We start from the raw sequence: 18904 nt of genomic DNA, 5'->3' as shown, positions 1-18904 counted from the left end.
TACCTTTTTGATACCGTTTAGGTTTAAATATTTGTCTATAAATAAGATTTTTAGTGATTTTTCATTTTAGAAACGTTGATTTTAAAGGGATTTGGATTTAAATAACAGAATGAGCCAAAAACCAGGTCTTAAAAAAGCTCGTAAAGCAAGCCAATTCTCAAAACGTTAAGAACAGCTTTACAGCAACGATTACAGACACTCAATGTTTACCTCATTGGGTGTTTTTTCGTGCACTTTTTGAAAAACTCACCTCAAAATTCACCTTATTTTTACCTTATTTATTTTTGAGTTCTCTGTAAGCAGTTTCGCCAGCACTAAGTGGAACAATATTTGAAGTATTAACATAAATCTTTGTTGTACTCAAATCACTATGTGTTAAAGCTTCTGAAATGGATTCCAGAGACATTCCTGCCTTCTTAGCTAAAGTAGCACCAGTATGCCTTAACATGTGAGGAGTGGCATGTCTAAGATTTTTATGGCGACGTTCTACAGATTTCATCTTGTTATTAAGGTAATCTGCATGCAGAGGGCTATTCACATTGCCTTTAGTGTCAATATAAGTAAATACATATTGTTCTGGAGTTTGAATGATACCAAATTTTGCTAGTTCTGATTTTTGTTGAATTTTCCATTGATATAAGAGAACAGTTAGCTCTTGAGGAATAGCAAAAATTGTTTTCTTTTCTCCTTTAGTAGACTTAGGCTTCTTATATTTATCCAAGGCTTGAATTAAACCAATTTCAGATATATCTAAGGAGATATGTTTCCACTGTAAAGCATAGCTTTCCGATTTACGGTCGTTTAAGATAAAAGTTGTAAAAAATAAAACATAGTCTTTAAGCGACAATTTTTTGTTTTCTAGGTCTTCTTGGAACATTTCAAACCATTCCCGTAATTCACTTAAAGTAAGGTATAAATCTTCATCACGCTTAGCTTCTTGTAATTTGATTTTTTTAGTAGCCTTAATACGACTGATTGTTTTAGATAGGCGATTCATTTCAATATATTCTAATTCCTCTGCCCAGTCAAAAATGGAGTTAACATAACTACGTATGACTTTGAAATTTGCATATTCATTTGCTTTAGCAGTCATCACATTTAAAACAACTGTTTTATTCTGATTTAAAAATTTAATGGAATAATTTCCAAACATTGGTAAAATATGTAATCTAAAAACAGTTTCTGTATTGTTAACTGTTGGAAGAGTGGGTGGTTTATTTGTTGAAGTCGTTTGACCTGCTTTATAGGCTTCCCACCAGACATTATGATAAAAATCTTTGAAGAGAATATCGCCATTGATTGCTTGATGTGGTAATGCACCCCCTTTTTGGATAGTGTTAATATTTATTAAAATTTGTAGTTCAGCTTCTTTAGCCTCCTTCTTTGTTTTAAAACGCTTATCATAGTAATTTCCTGAAATTCCCAAAGAAGGTCTAGCTTCTGTTGGAACATAGAGTTTTAAACGATAAGAACCATTTGAGGTTTTTGTAATTGTCATAGTAATCTCCTTTTTACTGAGCTAGAAAATTACCCTGACTTTATTATAATGAAATCAAAAGTGATTTTCCAGTTGTATCATCCATCTACGGATACTGTCTTTATCAAATCGAATTGTTTTTCCAATCCGAATATGTGGCATTCCCTTTCTTATCCAGATATCCAGCGTGTTATTTGAAATTCCCAGATACTGACAGGTTTGCTTTTTATTTAAAAAAGGACTAATTTGTCCTGAATCTTCTTTAACGGTTTCAATCTCATTTTTAATAAGATTTGCAACAAAAAGTTGAATTTCTTTTGTTTGTTCTTCTGGTAAAATAACTTGCATAGTTTTCCTCCCTTTTAGGCAATAAAAAAAGCAAGAGCTATGAAGCCCTTACCTTAAGGAGATTATGAAAAAGAAAAGTTTTAGGATTATTTATAATATAATCGTATAATCTTAATTTTCTCTTAAAAATTTTTCAAATCTCTGTTGGTCATTTTCTGTTAACTTTCCGATTAAGCGAACTTGAACAAGTTCTACGTCTAAATCATAAAGTTGAACGGTATCAATCCAAGATGGCTTCACTAATCCTGCCTCTTCCCATTCTTTTATTTCAAAGTATTTTGAACGGATATAAGATGATTTACGGGAATACTGACTAGTGATACGGTAGGTCCTGATAACTTCTTCATTATTTGCAATGACTAGAGCAGGACGTCTTTTAGCTCCTGTCCCATCACTAAAAGCGATAGTTGCTACCAGAATATCATATGGGTTATAGTTGTCCATGTCTTTCCTCGTATTCTGGATAGTCTTCATCAAAGAAATCTGCGATTGCTTCTGGATTAGAAGCAGTCACTTTGATAACATTTGAGTTTGCCAAAGCTAGTCTTTCTAAAGGATTATCAGAAATAGCATGGACTTGTTTTCTTAAATCAAATGGCAATCCATTCACCTCCTTTGATTTTTGTAAGAACATCACGAAAGCGTCACCTACAGAAGTTCCTAAGGATTTGTATAGTACCGATACTTCATCTAGTAATTCTGAATCTACTCGCTTTTGAAACATTTTTTTAGTCATACAATCACCTCTTTTGTACTTCAATTGTACGACAAATGTAGTTTTTTTGTCAAATTTTTACTTCCCAATCACGTATGTAAATTGGTTAGCTGTTGCTTTATCAAATGTGCGGTAAGAAACAACTCCAAGTCCTTTGGCGTTGGCTTCTGAAATGAGGATAGACCCGTCTGATTTGACCTGCTCCACAAATGCAATATGTCCGTAAGTTGGGTCTGCGCCAGCTTGACCAGGAGAGAAACTAAGCGCGCTATGTTCAGTTGGTGTATTTGTAGTTTGATAGCCTGCCTTATGCTTCCAATCCCCACCATTGCCCATATAAGGGTCAAAGTTAACGCCCACCTCTTTGGCTCGGTTATAGACAAACCAAGTGCACTGTCCCCAAGGATAGGTTGCAGAAGTGTAATTAGAGGTGTTTATTGCCTTTGTAAGGCTGTAACCAACAGGCACTCCATCAGAAGTTACGCCTCCACCGTCTCGTGTTTTAGCAGTAGCTGTCCCACCTGTTAAGGTGTCTTTGAAGAGGTTATACCATTTTCTCGCGTTCTTTTTCAGGTCACTAGCTTTGGTTTGACCGTCTGATAAAGCGACCCCTTCATAATGTTCTGACCAGTAAAGGGCTGCCTCTTCAGGGTCAGTCGCTTTTTGCATTTCTGTTTTGACTTTGTTATAAGAGCCGTTTAGCTCTGTAGATAAAAGGTCTAGTTCAATATCAGAATCTAATTTCTTTTGCTTTGCTTTTGACCAGCGATTCCCATTGATAGTAGAAGACCAACCCGACCATTGGAAATAACCAGCTACACCACTACCTGTATTGACGGCTTTAGGGTCAAAGCTACTTTCGCGCTCTGCAACCGCTAAACTTCCAGAAGCTCCTGCGATAGTAAATTGCTCTTGTGAGAGTTCATGGTTGAGAATTTTTATGACATCACCAGCCCGTTCTTCTGAAATATTAGCTTTTTGAGCCACCTCTTTAGCTGTCAGCTTGGTTTGTAAACCTTTTGTTTGACCGTTAGAAGACGCACTACCAGCGAAAGCTCCCATGATAATGACAACCAAGAATAAAGGTAAAAGGAGAATACTTAAACTACTGACGATTACTAATCTTTTCTTCATCTTTCCTCCTAAGTTTTCACATAGACTGTCATCATTACTGTTTCCAATCGCCATTGAGCCGTTAAAATGAGAGGATTTTCTTTAATAGTTGCTAACAGTTGCTCTTTCTCAGCCTCTTTTACTGAAAATAAAAGGAGAAAGTCAATAGAAGGCTTTCTCCTTTCATAGGCAAGGGCAACCGCATTGTTCACCGTCTGTTCAAAACCTCTTTTAGAATAAATGCGTGTATTCATCATTCCTTTCCTCCTCTCAATCGTGCTAATTCCTCTATTATCTGATGTTTACGGTTGATATTGACTTTCAATTTATCGTCTTTTGGCAAGGCTTTACGATAGTTCCTGATAAAAGCATTTGAACCTTGCGCTTGATAGAGGGCTTCATCATCTTTGTAAGGTTCTAATTCTTTTTCAAGTTTATTGATTTTGTGCTTTTGTCTCCAAGAGAGGCGATTTTGACGGCGCTCTTCAAACTCTTTCTGCTCTCTGTTCTGCTTTGTATCCATTAGCGGGGAAGGTTCTGTGTCAAAAGGTTGAACGCTTGTGTCTTCTTCCTGAATAGCAGATTCAAAAATCTCCATTGGCATATCTGGCTCTTGAAACGGTGTTGTTACCTCGTCGGGAGCGCCTGTTTCTTCAAAGGAAGAAGTAGCGGGTGTTTCCTCCTCGTCATTTTCTGAAGGCGTTGAACTTTCTGTTTTTTCTGAAGTTGGATGGGGATTTGAAAAAAGAGTTTCCATCTGTTTACCAGCATTCATGAAGAGTCCCGCTCCAAATCCCGCTCCAGCAAAGAAAAAGTTTCCGGATGTTTGAGCCATTTCAAAGGCGTTAGTAGCTTTTGCCGGCAGCTGCTTCACAGTTTCCTGTCCATTTGTCACGGTTTCTTTGACTTTGGTATCTATCTCATCAAATGTAATCTTTGCTCGTGAACCGAGTAACAATTCAATCAATTCTCCTTTGTATTTCCAAAGCAACCAATAAATCATTCCTTTAGCACAAACAGAGACGATTAGTTCAAAGAGAGCGCTAAAAGTAGACAAGGAAGAAAAATCTCCAATAACCTTATCAAAACGACTGCTTACTAAGTCTTCAATGATTTTTTCAAGGTAAAGTAAAGCTAAGGTTAAAAGGCTTGTAATGGCTGGGAAAGCAAGACCACCAAACATGACCTTAAAAACTCCAAAAAGAATATCTTGCATTTTGGGAATAAAGGAAACCAAAAGGGCAATAGGAAAAAGAAGAATCATGATAAGGACAAGGGCTTGTGCAAGGACATTGAGCAACTGAATTAAGACAATAGGAATGGCAATGACAATCGCTTCAACCATTTTAAAAAGGATATAGAAGAACTTGACAGGAATATAGTCAGGAATAGCTGATACCCAACGGTTTTTCTCTTTATCATCGTTAGCTCCATCTCCCATTTTTAAGTAATCATTTCTATCTGCGGTAGAAACGGCTTTAAATTTGCCTGATTTATCCAAGCTGCCTAGGACTTTTGAATCATCAAACAGTTCTTCTTTTCCTGTTTGACGGTCTTTGTATTTCCCGTTTTCTTGTCCTGTATTGACAAAAAGATAGGCTTTATAAGAAGTTTCTACGATATAAGAATCAGCGATAGAAGCCCCTATCTTTAAAGAGTGATTTTCTCCGTAGGAGACAGAGACATTAGAAATGTGATGAATCGTAGTACTAGCGACATTGTCTACTGTATTAAGCAAATACAATCCACCAGAAGTTCCAGCAACTGTCCCAAACCAACCAAAGCCTAAAAAGAGAACCAGAAGGACATGAAGCAATTTTCGAGAGAAATTGCCTTTAGAAATGAGGAACTGATAAAAGAGATAAAAAGCTAGGCAAAGGAGAATCAGAAAGACTAATGATGATTGAGCCACACCAGAAGGAGCTCCTGTAAAGCCTCGCCAAATGGATTGAGCACCATTGAAAACATATTGCTTGTAGGTGTCATAAAGACGGACATTTTCTAAAATCCGAATCATCAGGGAGAAGAAACCAACAATGAGGTTAAGGAGAAAAAAGGGGAAGTTGACAAAGATTTCGTTGAACATCACCCAGATTCCGCTAATATCCAAAAATCCAGTTTGTACTGTATAAGATTTTAAAGAAAAAATATCCATGCCTTTTAATTTTTCAAATGCTTCTTGCACAAGCTCACCTCCTTAAGATGCGTATTTATTTTCAAGATTAGAAGAAACAGTAGCTTTCATTGGTTTTAGAAGCGGGTCAATACTATCAAAAATGTTATAAATGGAAATCATATTGAGATTGCCGTAAACATCTTTATAGAGGCATTGCCCTGAAATCATATTTTTAATCCATTCCAGATTTTCTTCATTATCCGTTAGTCCAACGTGTTCTAAAATATCGGGAAGTTCATTGTCTTCTCTAAAGGCAAAGAGTGTCCCAAAGCCTGTGGTATCATCATCTCCTTCAGCGTCATGAACGGATTGAGTAATGAGGCAGAGGACATTATTAAAGAAGCGTCCAACACGACGCATGGATTGGATAACGGCTCGTCCTTCTGCCGACTTCATCAGTACCCACGCTTCATCAAAAAATTCAATGGTATCTTCATAACGATTGAGTTCTCCAAAGCGTGTACAGAAAGCTCCCAAGGCAAACATCAGAGCCGTAGAATTGATTTCTTTATCTTCTGGTGTAATATCTTGTTGATTATCTTTACTATCTGGTAAGGATAAGTCCGCTACCTCTAAAACAGTCACCCGTTTATCATAAGACAATCCTTCTACATTACCGTCTGAAAAAGCCAATTCCAAAATGGAATTTTCGACAATGGACGTCAAATAATCTCCTACTTCAAAGATAGTGCTATCTGGATTATTGGTGAGCTCTTTGAGAACATGTTTTAACCCCACGATTTCTCCCGCTTGTCTTTGAGCCACCACTTTGTTAATTGCTCTCGAAATAGCGGTCATTTGCTTCATTGTGACCTTCATTCGCTTGTTGGAGAAAATAAGATAATTGAGCATGTTTTTTGAAACTGAAACAGCGTCATCTTTATCCAACATGACAATTGGGTCAAGAGCCCCATGATTGGATTTCACCTTACTATCCAAAGTGATAAAGTTTATCTGTTTGATATGTTCAGCCAGAAGCGGGAACCGTTTTTCAAAGTCTGGGTGGTGAGCAATTGCTTCAAAGTGTTTTCGGATAGAGCGTTTCGGGTCAACATACAAAGATTTCACATCTTGAAGAGAGGTTAGGAGAAAGATAAGTTCTGCCAAAAAAGATTTTCCTTCACCCGTTGCGCCAGTAATTAGGATATGCGGATTCTTTGTAAGTTTTCCTGCAATCCCTTCTTTATTTCCAACGGTCGCATTAAAGAGCACCATATTTTTAGACGCTTCTTGTGCCTTTTCAATACTTTCCCACCGTCCTGTCCAATTATCCACCCGTCCGATATGCCAGCCAATATGGTTTCCTGAAGCTGTGTTGGTAAATGGCATTAGCTCTGCAAAACCTCTTGGAGTGACATAGTGTGTCCACGTTCTGGTCTTATTTTCAAGTGGTTGACCATAGAGGAGAGACTGGAAGAGATAAGGCGTATCATGACTAGCTTCACTCACTTCTATGTGCATATCCTCAAAGTAACTTAAGACTACCTGACGGCGACGTCGTAATTGGGATAGGCTAGAAGCAGAAACAATGAGATAAGCTCCATATTCAATGACTTCTTCTTTCCCACCAACCTTTTTCATCAAGTCTTTGAGAGACATTGCCCCCAGAATAATTTCATCTTGTTGGACAGTATCGGTACTTTCAGCTTCATTCATAATATTGCGGTAGCGAATGTTAGAACGTGCCATTCGCCCTTTTAAAGAGTTCTTTTCGATAAATTCTGCCTTTATCCGTAGTTCTACAGGGAAATTAAAGCGTTGGGTAAATTCCCCCAGATGAAAGCCATTAAAAATAATGGGTGTTTTAGCAATCGGAAGAATGGTGAGAAAAGAAGAACCATAGGGGCTGTCTAACTTCATAAAGCCCCCAGCCATTGGTCTTAAGACCGTATCAGTCACATTAAAGAGTGCCCGATTGGCTGTGACTTCTTGCTTTAGATGAGGAATATAGCGCAAGTACTGCATGCGTTGATAGTAAAAGAGCTCTTCATTGGTCAAGCGTTGTGCCCGAAGAGCGGAAAGGATTTGATAGACGGTCGCTTCACTAACCAGATACTCTTGCGCCCAATCTTCAGGAATCTCATATTGAAAGCCCACGCTATTAGCAATCATTTCAGAGACTTCAGAGAAGCGCTCAACCGCCATATCCTGAACGGTGGTGTTTTGGTCATCTTTTAAAAGATTGACACCAATCAACCAGTCAAATTGATAGGGAATTTCCATTTCTTGTGTCAATTTGTCTGTCGAATACTGCAACAGTTCTTCCCCCAATGCTTGACTATCGGGAGACAAGGCATGAGAAAAGTCTTTCATCTTTTCTTCTAACAAATAGTCCTTTGGAATCAAGGAGACTTCAAAGGACTTGTTTTTAACCAGTTTTTTTATCAGCTGAGCAGTTGTCAGCTTGTGTTTTTGTTTCTTTGCTTTATCTGTAATGGTGATGGGAGTATTGGGAATACGATAAAAACTCATCACCATTTTATCTGTTGTTAAAGCTATATTATCCTGTGTTTTAAGAATCGGATAGACAAGTTTTAGAACCATTAGACCTCCTTTATAAATCTGTTTTTTCAAAAACAATTTCTTCTTCATCCACCATTTTCATTCTATCTTCATGATAAATCGCTTTACGATTGAGGCGAAAATCCATAAGATAGCAGATATAATCCCATAAGAAAACATGCATTTTCTTTCCTTGTGGTTCATACTCTGTATAAAATTTAGCGAGTTTATAAGGGATATACCAATAAAGATAACATGAAATGGAATGCGTTAATTTGTTCAACGGAAGAAGAAGTGAGCTAAACACTGTCAACATTAAAATCAAGACCAGTGCAAAAACCACAAAAAAGGAAAGTTGCATGGGTGTTGCAAAATACCAAATACGTTTTCCTTTTTGTGTTTTAACTTCTTGAATCCAGTAGGGAGCGTTTATCCCTCTAGCGTAATCATACAATCGTTCTTCTTCCATGTCACAACCCCGTTTCAATTCCAAAGAGACGGAGGAACCAACCGATAACGTGAAGTAATTGTCGTCCGCCTCCTGTTAAAGAGGCAATCACTGCGTAGAAAACAAGCGTGGTAAATAGTCGCCCCCAAGAGCTGTTTCTCCAAGCTAAAATAATCAGGATAATCGCTCCAAAGGTAATGAACCAGAAACCGTCTCCTTGTAACCATGTTTGTAAATTAGATGAACTCATTGATTAAACTCTCCTTTTATTCTTTTGTATCTGCGTAATTAGCAGGGATTGTATGGCTGACTTTCTCCACATAATAGGACTTCCCTTTTTCTGATAAGGTCAAGGTGAAGTTTTCAGCATGTGTCGAGCCTGCGACTTCAAATGTTACTTGAACATAAGCCATAACTGCTTTATCGGTTGCTTTGTAGTAACTAAAATCTAAGGTTTTAAAAGTGGCATTTTTTACAACTGTTACATTGTGAGCCACTAAGTCCAAATTATCTTGGTCAGTCGTATAGTTAGTGAAGAAAACGTTGAGAAACTTATCCAATTTCTTTTTTGTTTTCTCTGAAACCCTATCTGACTGATTGAGCTTGACTTCTGTATCGGTACTTTTCTTATCTGCCTGATTGGTCGATAAACTAGAAAACCAAGGTAAGCCCGTAACATAGTAACCCGTTTTTGTTTTGGCATAAGGGATATTAAAACCCGTTATCAATTCTTTTTCTTCTGTCTTATCCCCATTTTTTACCGTTTGTTTGTAATGCACCTCATACGTTGCCACATTATCTGTAACGATTAGCAAACGTGACCAGCTCAATTGACTAGGATTTTTGACTTGACCTTGTGCTTGAATATCAGGCTCTGAACCGTAAAAGCTCGTTAATTGCTTAGCTTGTTTGGTTTGACCGTCTGAATCTGCAGGAATCGTGAAATAGCACTCTACAAAATCATTCAGATAATATTGCAGGCGATTATCTATTGTTTGGTAAGCAGAAGAGGGAGAAGAAGTAGCTTTTTTAGCAGCTATCAGTTTTTCAAGATTGGTGACTTTACTAGACATTGTCATCGCACGAATGCCTCCTAGTAGCCCTACAAGCAAAATAAAAGCCAATCCTGATAGAACGGCAAGATTGACTGTTTTTTTGTTGGCAAGGGTTAATGTTGGTTTTCCTTTCTTTTTAGGACGTTTGGTAAAGTTTCCAAGATAAGTTTTTAATTGATGATAGATAAGTTTTACTGTATTCATAGGTACCCCTTACTGATTGGCTAGTTCAATCAATTTATTTCCTTTCGCATAAAGTTGTTTATGAAGTTTATTAAGTTCACTATTGACATAATAGTAACCTCGCAATTCAGCGTGAAGACTTTCAACCAGTGCTTCAGGGAGTTGTTTCACCTCTTCTTTTTTGAGAAGTCCGTGCAATTCACCTGCTTTTTTCCAAGCTTCTTTATTATCATGGGCTTTCATCAATTCTCCTAGCTCCAATGAGACCGCTCTGACTTTCTTTTCAAGTGTGTTTTGTGTTGCCATTATCAGTTCCTCCATAAATGTTATTTGATTTTCTAGGATAACCTGTCTAAAAAGAGTGACAAGTTGTGTCGTCATGTGTTGATTGAAGTCTAACACTTGACCATCCAGTGTGAAATAAGCGTGTTGGTAGTGGGCGGGGTATTCAAGGTCAATGGTTTTCCGTGCAAAAGCGTCTAAGAAAAACTCTTTTTCCTTCATTAGGACAATGTAGAGATTCCAGAATTCGTTTTTATCAGGGAAACAGGAGATTCCCTCGTAAATTTTCTTTACAAGCTTCATACGTCATCTTCTACCAAGTCATGATAGCCAAGGAATCGATAGATGTCATCAGAATCAAACCAAAGCCAATCATTGATTTCTGTTTCTGTGGGGATACTTCCTGAAAAAATATCTTCACCAAGTGAGGTTAGTCTGTCCATATCTCCCCGTTCACGGACAGTTGCTAGTGTATTGCGTGCACCTGACCAAGCCCTGAAATTGTCCAGACTATTCAATTCAACTTTATATTCCATTTCATTTTTATAGTACCAATTGAGCATAGCCCGTCTGTACGAGCATTTCTGCCACCCAACGAGTGTTTTGACTCATCTTTTTTAGTGGTTTTGTTTTTAACTCTTCAAAAAAAGGTTGTCTAGCTTCTTGCCTAGTCGCCTTTTTAATCGCATTTTGTTGGTGGTTTTCATCTTTAAAGGCTTGCTTTCTAAATTGTTCTGCATATTTCAATTCAGAATCTTTCTTAGGTTGATAATATAAGAGCCCCCAATAATCAATCAAATCTTTGACCAATTCAAAATCGTAAAACGATAGGTAGAGTTCTTCATAACCGACTGGGAAGGTCTTTGTTTGAAGAGGGCGATTGAATTTATCGAGAACATTGAATGGTTTATATCTGTCCGACAATGACATTAAAATCAACTCCATTTCGTTCACAAATTTCTTCTGCTAATTTCGTATGATTGTTACTCAAATAGGCTTCAGAAATGATTTCTGAAAGCTCATCTGTCTGATAAACCATATCAACGATTTTCAGCAATTTCAAAGCACTAGAGACTTGTTTTGTAACCCAATGTTTTGTCCTTGCATAGTTAATTTGACGAGGACGTGTGACAAATTTAAAACCTGCTTGTGTGCCAAGCAGGTTATCCCATTCACTATCATAGTTGCCATTCCAATCTTTCACTTCAAAATAGTTATTTAAAATCCGAGCGCCTATTTTAGTCAAGTCAGTTTCCAACGTATACCATTCTTTCAAAATATCAAACGCCTTAGTATCATGTAGTTCAATCTCATAGCGGTTTTTATAATTATAGGCTTCATGGATATAGTCAACAGAAACATCTTTTAAGAGGGCCTGTTCATAATCTTTTTGATAAAAGCGAATCATGAGGCTTGATTGACGACTGCCAAAGTTTAAGGTCAAACCTTGATTGACAAAGCGATTTTCAACTTTTTTCAAGCCTTCAATAGAGGTAAAGGTGCGGAGTTTGCGCATGATGATTTTATTGTCAAAAATCCGATTTTTAATATCAAATAAGTCAAGATTCCCTGACTTTTTGTATAATTCATCAAGGGCAATATCAAAGCGTGGAAAGGCTAAAAAATCTTCCAAAGGTCTATCTTTTCGTTCTTGTTCCGCAAAGAGAAAGACATCGTGAAGAAAAGAAAACCAATTCCGACCTTGTTGTTTTAATAACAATTCAAGCTCACGACAACCCCCTCCTGTTAAGTCAATCAGCGTTCCAGCTTCTGCCTTCTTTTCAGAATGGGAGTAAAGTACCCGAATTGAACCATAGGTTATCATATCTGAATAGCTGTATAGACTTTTTTCTTCATGAAAAAAGTCAGCTGGTTTTAATTTTAGAACGTGTGTGATGACAGCTTTAAAATCAAGTGTTTTGAAGCGAATTTTTAACCAATCCACCGTGCTTTCTAGCTTGGTTTCTGATTTGCGATTCAGAAAGTGAAAGAGCGCTTCTTCAAACTCTTTGGTCATCTTTCGTTGACCTTGTTCAATGTTTCGGTAGTTGTAGTAACTATAACCAATCATAGTTGCCATTTTGCGTTGAGTAAATCCTAACTCAAGCCTGATACGCTTTAAATCGGTATTGCTTATCACTCTTTTTCCACCTCCTTTTTGTGTTTGTTCTAGTGACGGGAAGAATAGGGAATCTAACAGTCTTTTAAGGGCTTGTGTTAGTTTTAACCCCCCTATTAGTATCGGGAGGTTAAGCCCTTTTGGGGCGTGCCTAGGGCACACCCCAAAACGCCCGCTTGTCAGCTCGGTCGGGCAGGTCGGACGGGCGTAGCCCTGACCTTGACCTTCGTGCCTACGCTGGCTCAGGAGGTGTTTCAAAGTGTTGAAGGACAACTTGCTTATAGGGCAAGTCAGCCTGTTCTTTCTCTGTTACAATTTCCTCCAACAAAGCCCTATCTGCTTCATCTAGCAGAATACGGTTATCCTCTCTTCTGAATGTATAGTCCTGTTCTTCTATGTATTTCACAAGGTTTCGTAAGGTTGAAATGGGCACATCAAATTCTTTGGCAAAGTCATTCAGAGGAAGGAGGAAAGATTCTGCTTGTTCAACGGACAAGTCAGATGATGACGTTTGAGTAGTTTCTGTTGTTTCTAATAGTGGGTCATCTAAGACGGGTAGTTTCTTATATTCCTCAAAGAAAGAAAAGCCTTCCTCAAAGGGAACAGTAGGTGAATAAAATTCTCTAGCCACCTCCCCACCGTTTGCAATATAACCACGACCGAAAATCTCCTCTCCGTCAATTTCATCAATCTTTTTGAAAACTTTATTTGCGTTAGCGTCTCCAAACATCATTTTATTACCAATATCTTCTAAGTGACCAACAGAAATCCGTTTCATAAATTGGTCACGTAAAGAGGTTTTGAGATATTCTCCGTCAGGACGTTGCATAGCCACAATCATGATTACCCCAGATTGGCGACCTTTTAAAATCAATTCGGTTAGGTATTCGATAAAGTCTCCAGATGATTGGTAATCTCGCTCTAATTTAGCAGCTAAGGCTGCCAACTCATCGATGACGATAAAACGAGGTTTCAGCCCATAAGCATAATACTTTTTCCCAGCTTGATAATCGGGGTGACTAGTCATGTAATCATAGCGTTTATCCATTTCTTTCTCAGCCCGCTTTAAGCAAGCTAACATTTCTTTTTTATCCCAATAAACCCGCCCTTTAAAGACAGGAATCTGTTTCAATCCGACAAAGTCAGAGCGTTTAGGGTCAAGGATTTCCACATAACCAATTTGAGCCAAGACCCAAATCAGAATCATCAAGAGAATCGTTTTACCGCCACCCGTTCCACCACCAATCAGCAAGTGTGGGTGTTTATTGAAATCCCAATAGACATCTTTCATTAGGCGGATTCCCTTATCTGTCATCTTAACATCAAAGGTAGATAAGCGACCCGAAAATTGGTCAATGGCAATGGTGTAGGACACGTAGCCTTTGGTAAATTGCTTATTCATAAAGTCTCCGTCAAACATAATTTCAAGAGGCTTTTCAAGGGCGATAAAACGGTCTTGGAATCGGCTACCTTGAAGGTGGAGTGAAACGGTAATACTAAAACGGTCACGCTTCAAATACACTTTGGGTAATAGAATTCGCTCCCTTGTGTGATGATTTGATTTAACTTTCTTAACCTTATACAAGTTATTATCTAGCAAAAAGTGGGAAAGAATCCGTAAACTATCTAGACGGCTAAAGAAAAGAAATTTTCGATAGCAAATCACTTGTACCAAGCCATCTAGTAGCAACAATCCTAATAAACTTCCACCAAAAAGAATCCCGTAGGTTAGCGGGTTACGTTGAAATTGGTTTTGAAGTTGGTCTTGGTGCAGGTAAGCTAAGAAGCTCCCTCCAAGGAGAAAGGGCAGAAGAAAGAGAGCAAAGGTTAGCCGTTTGATTTTCTCATGAAACTTTCGAACACGAATTCCCCGATAGGTGAACAGCTTCATAAGCGATTATCCTTCTTTTTTAGGTTCAGGTTTCCCCACTAATACAACGTCTTTAGCCCGTAGTTTGACCCCGCTTGTGATAATACGGCGATTGTTAATCGTTTCTGAATTTGACCAGAAGCGAGCCGTAGGAGCTACGAGTGTTACTTCATCATTGTAGTTCTTTTCAGCGGTCATTTGAGCCACTTTTGCTTCAGGTGGAACCGTTACGGTAATATCCCCGTTTACAGCAGAAGAGTAGAGCTTCACATCTACATAGTCCACTTCGTCTGTTTCACGACGCTTTTCTTCACCTGTTCCTTCTTCAAGGTAATCTTCCCATTTCATACTAGGAAGAGCTTCAAGAAAATTAAGTGTACCAAGCGTTTTTGTAGTATCAAAAGTTTCAATTACATCAGCAGCAAATTTTACAGTCATAGTATTTCTCCTATTCTATTTCTTATTTAGACTTTACCGTACGCATTTCTTCCGCAACAATAACATTTTCATGTTTGCGTTTGCCTCCAAAACGGAAGTTACGACGTTCAATAGCAATTCCACGAGGGAAGACGACCTTTTGACGCCCCTCAGGGACATCTGACATTTTAAAACCTTCTACAATGAGAAAGGCAGAAGGCTCTTTTCGACTTGAAATTTCAAAGATACGGTAAGAGACAGGATTATAATCATTGGCACGGACTTCTTCCATACCTGAGACAAAGACCTCATTTCCTAAGACTTGGTTTTGGTCAACGAATACTTTTGTAATTTCCATTATATTTACCTCAATTTCTATTTTGTTTAGACCGTTTTATGACTTGTCTAGGTCAAAAAATCAACTCATTTTTTAATCGGCAGGTGCTCTTACTCTGGTCATACCGTCCTCCTTACATTCCAAAATAGGCTTTTTTAACTTTAAATTGAAAAGTCTTTTTACAATTCAAAAGCTGTTTAGCAAACTGGTCATGAGTATCATGGCGTAAAAAAAGACTATCCATTTCATTCAGACAGTCTCGGTAGCACGTTTCACAATGTGTAGGATTGGCATGATAAATTTTAAGGGAGAAAAGAAACTTCATAGATTTGTTGGAATCGTTGTTCAAAATAATTCATGTTGTACCTCCTTTCATAATGTAATCATGTTGAACTTTAAATTTGTAGTGATTTTTCCATTGGACTAATTGAACTGTTGGCCAGCCTAGTTTTTGGTAGTCGTGAAACAACTTATCCATTTTTTCTAGCACTTGATAACATAAAACCTTTTGATAATGCTTATCCGGATAGATTTTCAAAGAAAAAACAAAGTTCTCATAAATACGGCGAAAACTTTGTTCATAATAGGTCATAGTGTTACCTCACTTTCTTTTAGAATACGTTAAGTAGCTTTATCAGCTTAGAGGAGTAGAAAATAAAAAAGACAGCTCCATTAAGAACTGTCTATACTAGCATTATTATTAAGTTTCAAGAGCTTTCTTCAACTCTGTCAAGCTACCATAAGAAACAACCGTTTTATCTCGAGAAATCCGTTTGGCTTCAGCCAAGGCGTCTAAGATTTTCGGGTTATAGTTGTTATTGTTAGGCATTTAAATAGACCCCCTAGACACATCATTCAGACGGATAATGTTATCAAACTTATCTTCGTCGCTAATCGTTTTTTTATATTTATCAAAAAATTGTGGCTGCACCGATAACAGATGAGCTAAGAAACGGCTATCAACCTTTAAAGCACTAGATAGGCTCTCCAACGTCAAGACATTTAACAAAATCGTGTTTAACATGCTTCTGACTTTAGATGGTCTTTTTACAATGATTTCGTCATCGAGTTTTTCAAATGTTTTATAATTATTTTTGTTAATCAATCTGTAAAAATATCCATGTTGTGAAGGGCTAACTAAGCCCAACTTAAAGGCACGGTATTCCAGTGCTTGTATGGAAACAGTATACTTCCGTTTTAAGTCAATATAGTTATCGGGATTGCTTACCCGCTTTCCAACAAGATTAGCCATGTCTTGAATAAAGTTTTCTCGTGGAAGTAAAAGGTAAGAAGCAAAGTTATTGGCTTCCGATTCCTTCTCTAAAAACTCATCTCTAGACAAGGTGCTAAAATCAATATTTCGATGTAGGAGAAGGTGTCCTAATTCGTGAGCTAAATCAAAATTTCGTCTCACGGCAGTCTTCCCAGTTCCTAAAATAATAAATGGTCTATTTGTGTTAGACCAGATACTATAGGCGTCTTCATTGTTAGCCATTTTTCTTTCAAAAATATAAATACCAGACTTTTCCAATTGATAGAGAAGGTCACTATTATCGTCAGAGATACCTAGAAACTCTTTAGTAAACAGCGCCAATTCTTCTAGATTATTCTTGTCTGGTTCTTTTTGAGAAAGAATGTTTACTAAATCTATAATTTTTTGATTAGGAATCATCACCATACTTTCAAGAAATACGGTAAGAGAATCCAACGTATTTAGATAAGCTTCCTGTATATCTGTGGCTTTTCGTGTGCTTTCTGCCTCATTTCTGAAAGCTACGGATGTCATGTCAAAATTTGAATTGGAACTTACTTGTGAAAAATAGTCTGAACGTACTCCAAATAAATTGGTCATTTTAAGTCTAACTGATGTTTTAGGAGAGATTTCATTTTTTTCAAATTGCCAAACTGCTTGCTCAGTTATATCTAATTTAGCCGCCAGCTCCTTTCTTGTCATGCCATATAAAAGGCGTAATTGTTTTAATATATCACCGTTAAACACGAGTGAATCCCCCTTTACGTTTTATTTTTTACTTACTTTTCTTCGTTTCAATCACTCCTTCGTCAAAGTTTTCCATGTCCTCATCTTTTTCTTGAGGAGAAGTAGTATTGATAAGGTTTTGACTATTGTTACTATTAATTTGACTTGTTTGAATGTATCTTGATAAGTCTTGTGCTAACCGTAGGTCATTTGAAACGGGATTAGGGAATGTCAGCTCAATACTTGTTATCTCTTCGCCAGATGTTTTATAGGTCAGAACAAAAAAGAAATCGATATCCTCATGAGCAACTTCATCTGGGATTAACAAGATTTCAGAATTTCTATCTTCTTCAAAAAGAGGAATCGGAATCTCAAATAAACCTTCAACAGGCTCTTTGCTTTGACGAATTATTTTTTGGTTAATTCCCAAATAATTTTCAAAATATTTTTTATCCTCATCCTCAGAAAGATTTTCATCACTATTGGACTTAGGAAAGGCTTTTTTTAATGCCTTGTCAGATTTAATGACAAATAAGAATCGACCAAAAGGTGTTTCACAAATATACTCACCGTAGTCCCAATTATATCCAGCTTTTTTTATACTGTAATCTTGTATGAAGCTGATTGTTTGATTCACAAAAGTTTTGATAAGACGACTATCAATTTTATTTCCTCGTCCATTTTTAGCAGCAGAGTAAATCGGCTCTGTTTTTTCTTTTGCTTTCATTTCTTCGCAAAATTCTTCGTTTCCTTTAAGGAGAGCATCAACAAGTAGTTGACACTGTTCTTCAGATAAAATATCTTCTTGTGTCATTTTATCACCTCTCAATGTAATTTTCTTTATTATACCATATTTCAAAAGAAAATTACAAATACAGATGAAAAAATTAAAGTTTATTGATTGATGTGACTTTGAATTTCAATTTTCTACTCTTCTAAACAGGAAGTCCTGTTTAGGGCGTGCTCATATCGTCGCACACTCATTGTTGTTATCACCGCCCTATAGCTGTACTTGACTAATCTCTGTTATTGTAGTCATCTCACTTCACTATAGCGACAATTAACCGCCTATGCTAACCCCCAGCAGAACGTATCTTACCTGTCAGCATTTCCGACGCCACCAGCGCCAGCAGTTCCCTTTTGTTATCCGGTCAAGAGGGGCAAAAAGCCGAGTGCGTGAGATAACTCCAAAGGATTTTTGTGTTCATCTACTCCAACCTCCTTGACTTTTTGCGATAAAACCGTTACAATAATAGTTGCTAAACAATATTGTGTGTTGGTCAGCTAAGCTTGGGTGAGGTTGTCTGACGCACTTTTTTATTCAATTTTCAAAGGACAAATTCAACTATTTTGCTAAATTGCCTTGTCTATTCTTTATTGAAGTTAATTTCACTTTTTAGGGAAATCTAGCAAAATTATTATATAGCTAACAGCTATATTTATATAATATATCCTTTAGCTATATTTGTCAAGAGTTTTTTGTAAAAAAATTAAAAATTTTTAAAGAGGTACAAAATGTTTCCCGAACGCTTAAAAGCTCTGCGTTTAGAAGCTAAACTAACGCAAAATGATGTTTCGCGACAGTTTGGAGTATCACAACCCACTTATTCAAATTGGGAAAAAGGCGAAAAAAAACCAACTCCAGATAAATATCCTAAAATTGCAGAATTTTATAATGTCTCTACGGATTATCTTTTAGGTAAATCTGACTACAAAAATTCAGATGAGATTGATTTATCAACATTTGAAGTTTTGTATCGGAAAACTTCTAAAAATTTATCTGATGAAGAAAAGAAAATCTTAGAGGAAGATTTGAGGGAGTTTCTGTTAGAGAGAGAAAAAGCCATTAAGGCTATGAATAAAGAAAAGAAAGACTGATGTTTC

22 protein-coding genes and 2 pseudogenes are annotated in these 18904 nt (G+C 37.2%); 1 reads left to right on the top strand and 23 read right to left on the bottom strand.

Annotated elements, in window-relative coordinates:
* Nucleotides 1-274 precede the first annotated feature (274 nt).
* The 23 genes and pseudogenes from H346_RS0104870 to H346_RS0104760 all read right to left on the bottom strand — a co-directional run bounded on the left by H346_RS0104870 (nucleotide 275) and on the right by H346_RS0104760 (nucleotide 17834).
* Complete coding sequence (locus H346_RS0104870; protein ID WP_027970095.1) at nucleotides 275-1498, bottom strand: site-specific integrase; 1224 nt, start codon at nucleotides 1496-1498, stop codon at nucleotides 275-277.
* Nucleotides 1499-1552: 54 nt separating this feature from the next.
* Entirely contained in the window at nucleotides 1553-1825 is a 273-nt protein-coding gene (locus H346_RS0104865; RefSeq protein ID WP_004224179.1) for a helix-turn-helix domain-containing protein, read from the bottom strand.
* 111 nt (nucleotides 1826-1936) lie between these two features.
* A complete protein-coding gene (locus tag H346_RS0104860; RefSeq protein WP_002299685.1) occupies nucleotides 1937-2269 on the bottom strand; it encodes a type II toxin-antitoxin system PemK/MazF family toxin in 333 nt (110 codons plus the stop codon).
* Nucleotides 2256-2561: a hypothetical protein gene (locus H346_RS0104855; protein WP_000162871.1), complete on the bottom strand. Its 306-nt coding sequence runs from the start codon at nucleotides 2559-2561 to the stop codon at nucleotides 2256-2258. The genes H346_RS0104860 and H346_RS0104855 overlap by 14 nt, the downstream gene beginning before the upstream one ends.
* Before the next feature lie 57 nt (nucleotides 2562-2618).
* Nucleotides 2619-3674 carry a phage tail tip lysozyme gene (locus H346_RS0104850; RefSeq protein ID WP_027970094.1) on the bottom strand — a complete coding sequence of 352 codons (1056 nt, stop codon included), beginning with the start codon at nucleotides 3672-3674 and terminating at the stop codon, nucleotides 2619-2621.
* An 8-nt stretch (nucleotides 3675-3682) separates the two neighbouring features.
* The gene (locus H346_RS0104845) at nucleotides 3683-3910 is read right to left on the bottom strand and encodes a hypothetical protein (protein ID WP_027970093.1); all 228 of its coding nucleotides are present in this window, start codon (nucleotides 3908-3910) and stop codon (nucleotides 3683-3685) included.
* Nucleotides 3907-5838 (bottom strand): hypothetical protein, encoded by a 1932-nt coding sequence (locus H346_RS0104840; protein ID WP_027970092.1) that lies wholly within the window; start codon nucleotides 5836-5838, stop codon nucleotides 3907-3909. Before H346_RS0104840 ends, H346_RS0104845 begins: the two co-directional genes overlap by 4 nt.
* 12 nt (nucleotides 5839-5850) lie before the next feature.
* Nucleotides 5851-8373 carry an ATP-binding protein gene (locus H346_RS0104835; RefSeq protein ID WP_027970091.1) on the bottom strand — a complete coding sequence of 841 codons (2523 nt, stop codon included), beginning with the start codon at nucleotides 8371-8373 and terminating at the stop codon, nucleotides 5851-5853.
* A 10-nt stretch (nucleotides 8374-8383) separates the two neighbouring features.
* Complete coding sequence (locus H346_RS0104830; protein WP_014619934.1) at nucleotides 8384-8800, bottom strand: conjugal transfer protein; 417 nt, start codon at nucleotides 8798-8800, stop codon at nucleotides 8384-8386.
* A gap of 1 nt (nucleotide 8801) precedes the next feature.
* Nucleotides 8802-9029, bottom strand: coding sequence for a hypothetical protein (locus H346_RS0104825; RefSeq protein WP_000099227.1), 228 nt, complete (start codon nucleotides 9027-9029; stop codon nucleotides 8802-8804).
* 16 nt (nucleotides 9030-9045) lie between these two features.
* A complete protein-coding gene (locus tag H346_RS0104820) occupies nucleotides 9046-10038 on the bottom strand; it encodes a conjugal transfer protein (RefSeq protein ID WP_027970090.1) in 993 nt (330 codons plus the stop codon).
* Between the two features lie 9 nt (nucleotides 10039-10047).
* Complete coding sequence (locus H346_RS0104815; RefSeq protein ID WP_027970089.1) at nucleotides 10048-10602, bottom strand: hypothetical protein; 555 nt, start codon at nucleotides 10600-10602, stop codon at nucleotides 10048-10050.
* A complete protein-coding gene (locus H346_RS0104810) occupies nucleotides 10599-10835 on the bottom strand; it encodes a hypothetical protein (RefSeq protein WP_000456039.1) in 237 nt (78 codons plus the stop codon). The genes H346_RS0104815 and H346_RS0104810 overlap by 4 nt, the downstream gene beginning before the upstream one ends.
* Nucleotides 10836-10842: 7 nt before the next feature.
* A complete protein-coding gene (locus H346_RS0104805; protein WP_037562633.1) occupies nucleotides 10843-11229 on the bottom strand; it encodes a hypothetical protein in 387 nt (128 codons plus the stop codon).
* Nucleotides 11207-12439: a replication initiation factor domain-containing protein gene (locus H346_RS0104800; RefSeq protein WP_027970087.1), complete on the bottom strand. Its 1233-nt coding sequence runs from the start codon at nucleotides 12437-12439 to the stop codon at nucleotides 11207-11209. Before H346_RS0104800 ends, H346_RS0104805 begins: the two co-directional genes overlap by 23 nt.
* A gap of 211 nt (nucleotides 12440-12650) precedes the next feature.
* Nucleotides 12651-14309: an FtsK/SpoIIIE domain-containing protein gene (locus H346_RS0104795; protein WP_027970086.1), complete on the bottom strand. Its 1659-nt coding sequence runs from the start codon at nucleotides 14307-14309 to the stop codon at nucleotides 12651-12653.
* Between the two features lie 6 nt (nucleotides 14310-14315).
* Complete coding sequence (locus H346_RS0104790; protein WP_027970085.1) at nucleotides 14316-14726, bottom strand: DUF961 family protein; 411 nt, start codon at nucleotides 14724-14726, stop codon at nucleotides 14316-14318.
* Nucleotides 14727-14748: 22 nt separating this feature from the next.
* Nucleotides 14749-15063 (bottom strand): hypothetical protein, encoded by a 315-nt coding sequence (locus tag H346_RS0104785; protein ID WP_000406626.1) that lies wholly within the window; start codon nucleotides 15061-15063, stop codon nucleotides 14749-14751.
* 112 nt (nucleotides 15064-15175) lie between these two features.
* Nucleotides 15176-15401: pseudogene (locus H346_RS10990) on the bottom strand (TetR family transcriptional regulator).
* Nucleotides 15398-15634, bottom strand: a complete 237-nt coding sequence (locus tag H346_RS0104775) for a hypothetical protein (protein ID WP_027970084.1) — start codon at nucleotides 15632-15634, stop codon at nucleotides 15398-15400. The pseudogene H346_RS10990 and the gene H346_RS0104775 overlap by 4 nt, the downstream one beginning before the upstream one ends.
* A 108-nt stretch (nucleotides 15635-15742) precedes the next feature.
* Nucleotides 15743-15856, bottom strand: a pseudogene (locus H346_RS10935) (type II toxin-antitoxin system RelB/DinJ family antitoxin); the annotation flags it as partial.
* Between the two features lie 15 nt (nucleotides 15857-15871).
* Nucleotides 15872-17041, bottom strand: coding sequence for a spr1629 family repressor/antitoxin (locus tag H346_RS0104765; RefSeq protein WP_027970083.1), 1170 nt, complete (start codon nucleotides 17039-17041; stop codon nucleotides 15872-15874).
* A gap of 28 nt (nucleotides 17042-17069) precedes the next feature.
* Nucleotides 17070-17834 (bottom strand): spr1630 family ClpXP-sensitive toxin, encoded by a 765-nt coding sequence (locus H346_RS0104760; protein ID WP_027970082.1) that lies wholly within the window; start codon nucleotides 17832-17834, stop codon nucleotides 17070-17072.
* 701 nt (nucleotides 17835-18535) lie between these two features.
* On the opposite strand from H346_RS0104760, the gene H346_RS0104755 reads away from it, so the two are divergent.
* The gene (locus H346_RS0104755; protein WP_027970081.1) at nucleotides 18536-18898 is read left to right on the top strand and encodes a helix-turn-helix domain-containing protein; all 363 of its coding nucleotides are present in this window, start codon (nucleotides 18536-18538) and stop codon (nucleotides 18896-18898) included.
* The last annotated feature ends 6 nt before the right edge of the window (nucleotides 18899-18904 follow it).

The organism is Streptococcus castoreus DSM 17536, from assembly GCF_000425025.1.
In the GTDB taxonomy this organism is placed as follows: Bacteria; Bacillota; Bacilli; order Lactobacillales; family Streptococcaceae; genus Streptococcus; species Streptococcus castoreus.
This window is presented reverse-complemented; position numbering and strand designations above follow the sequence as displayed.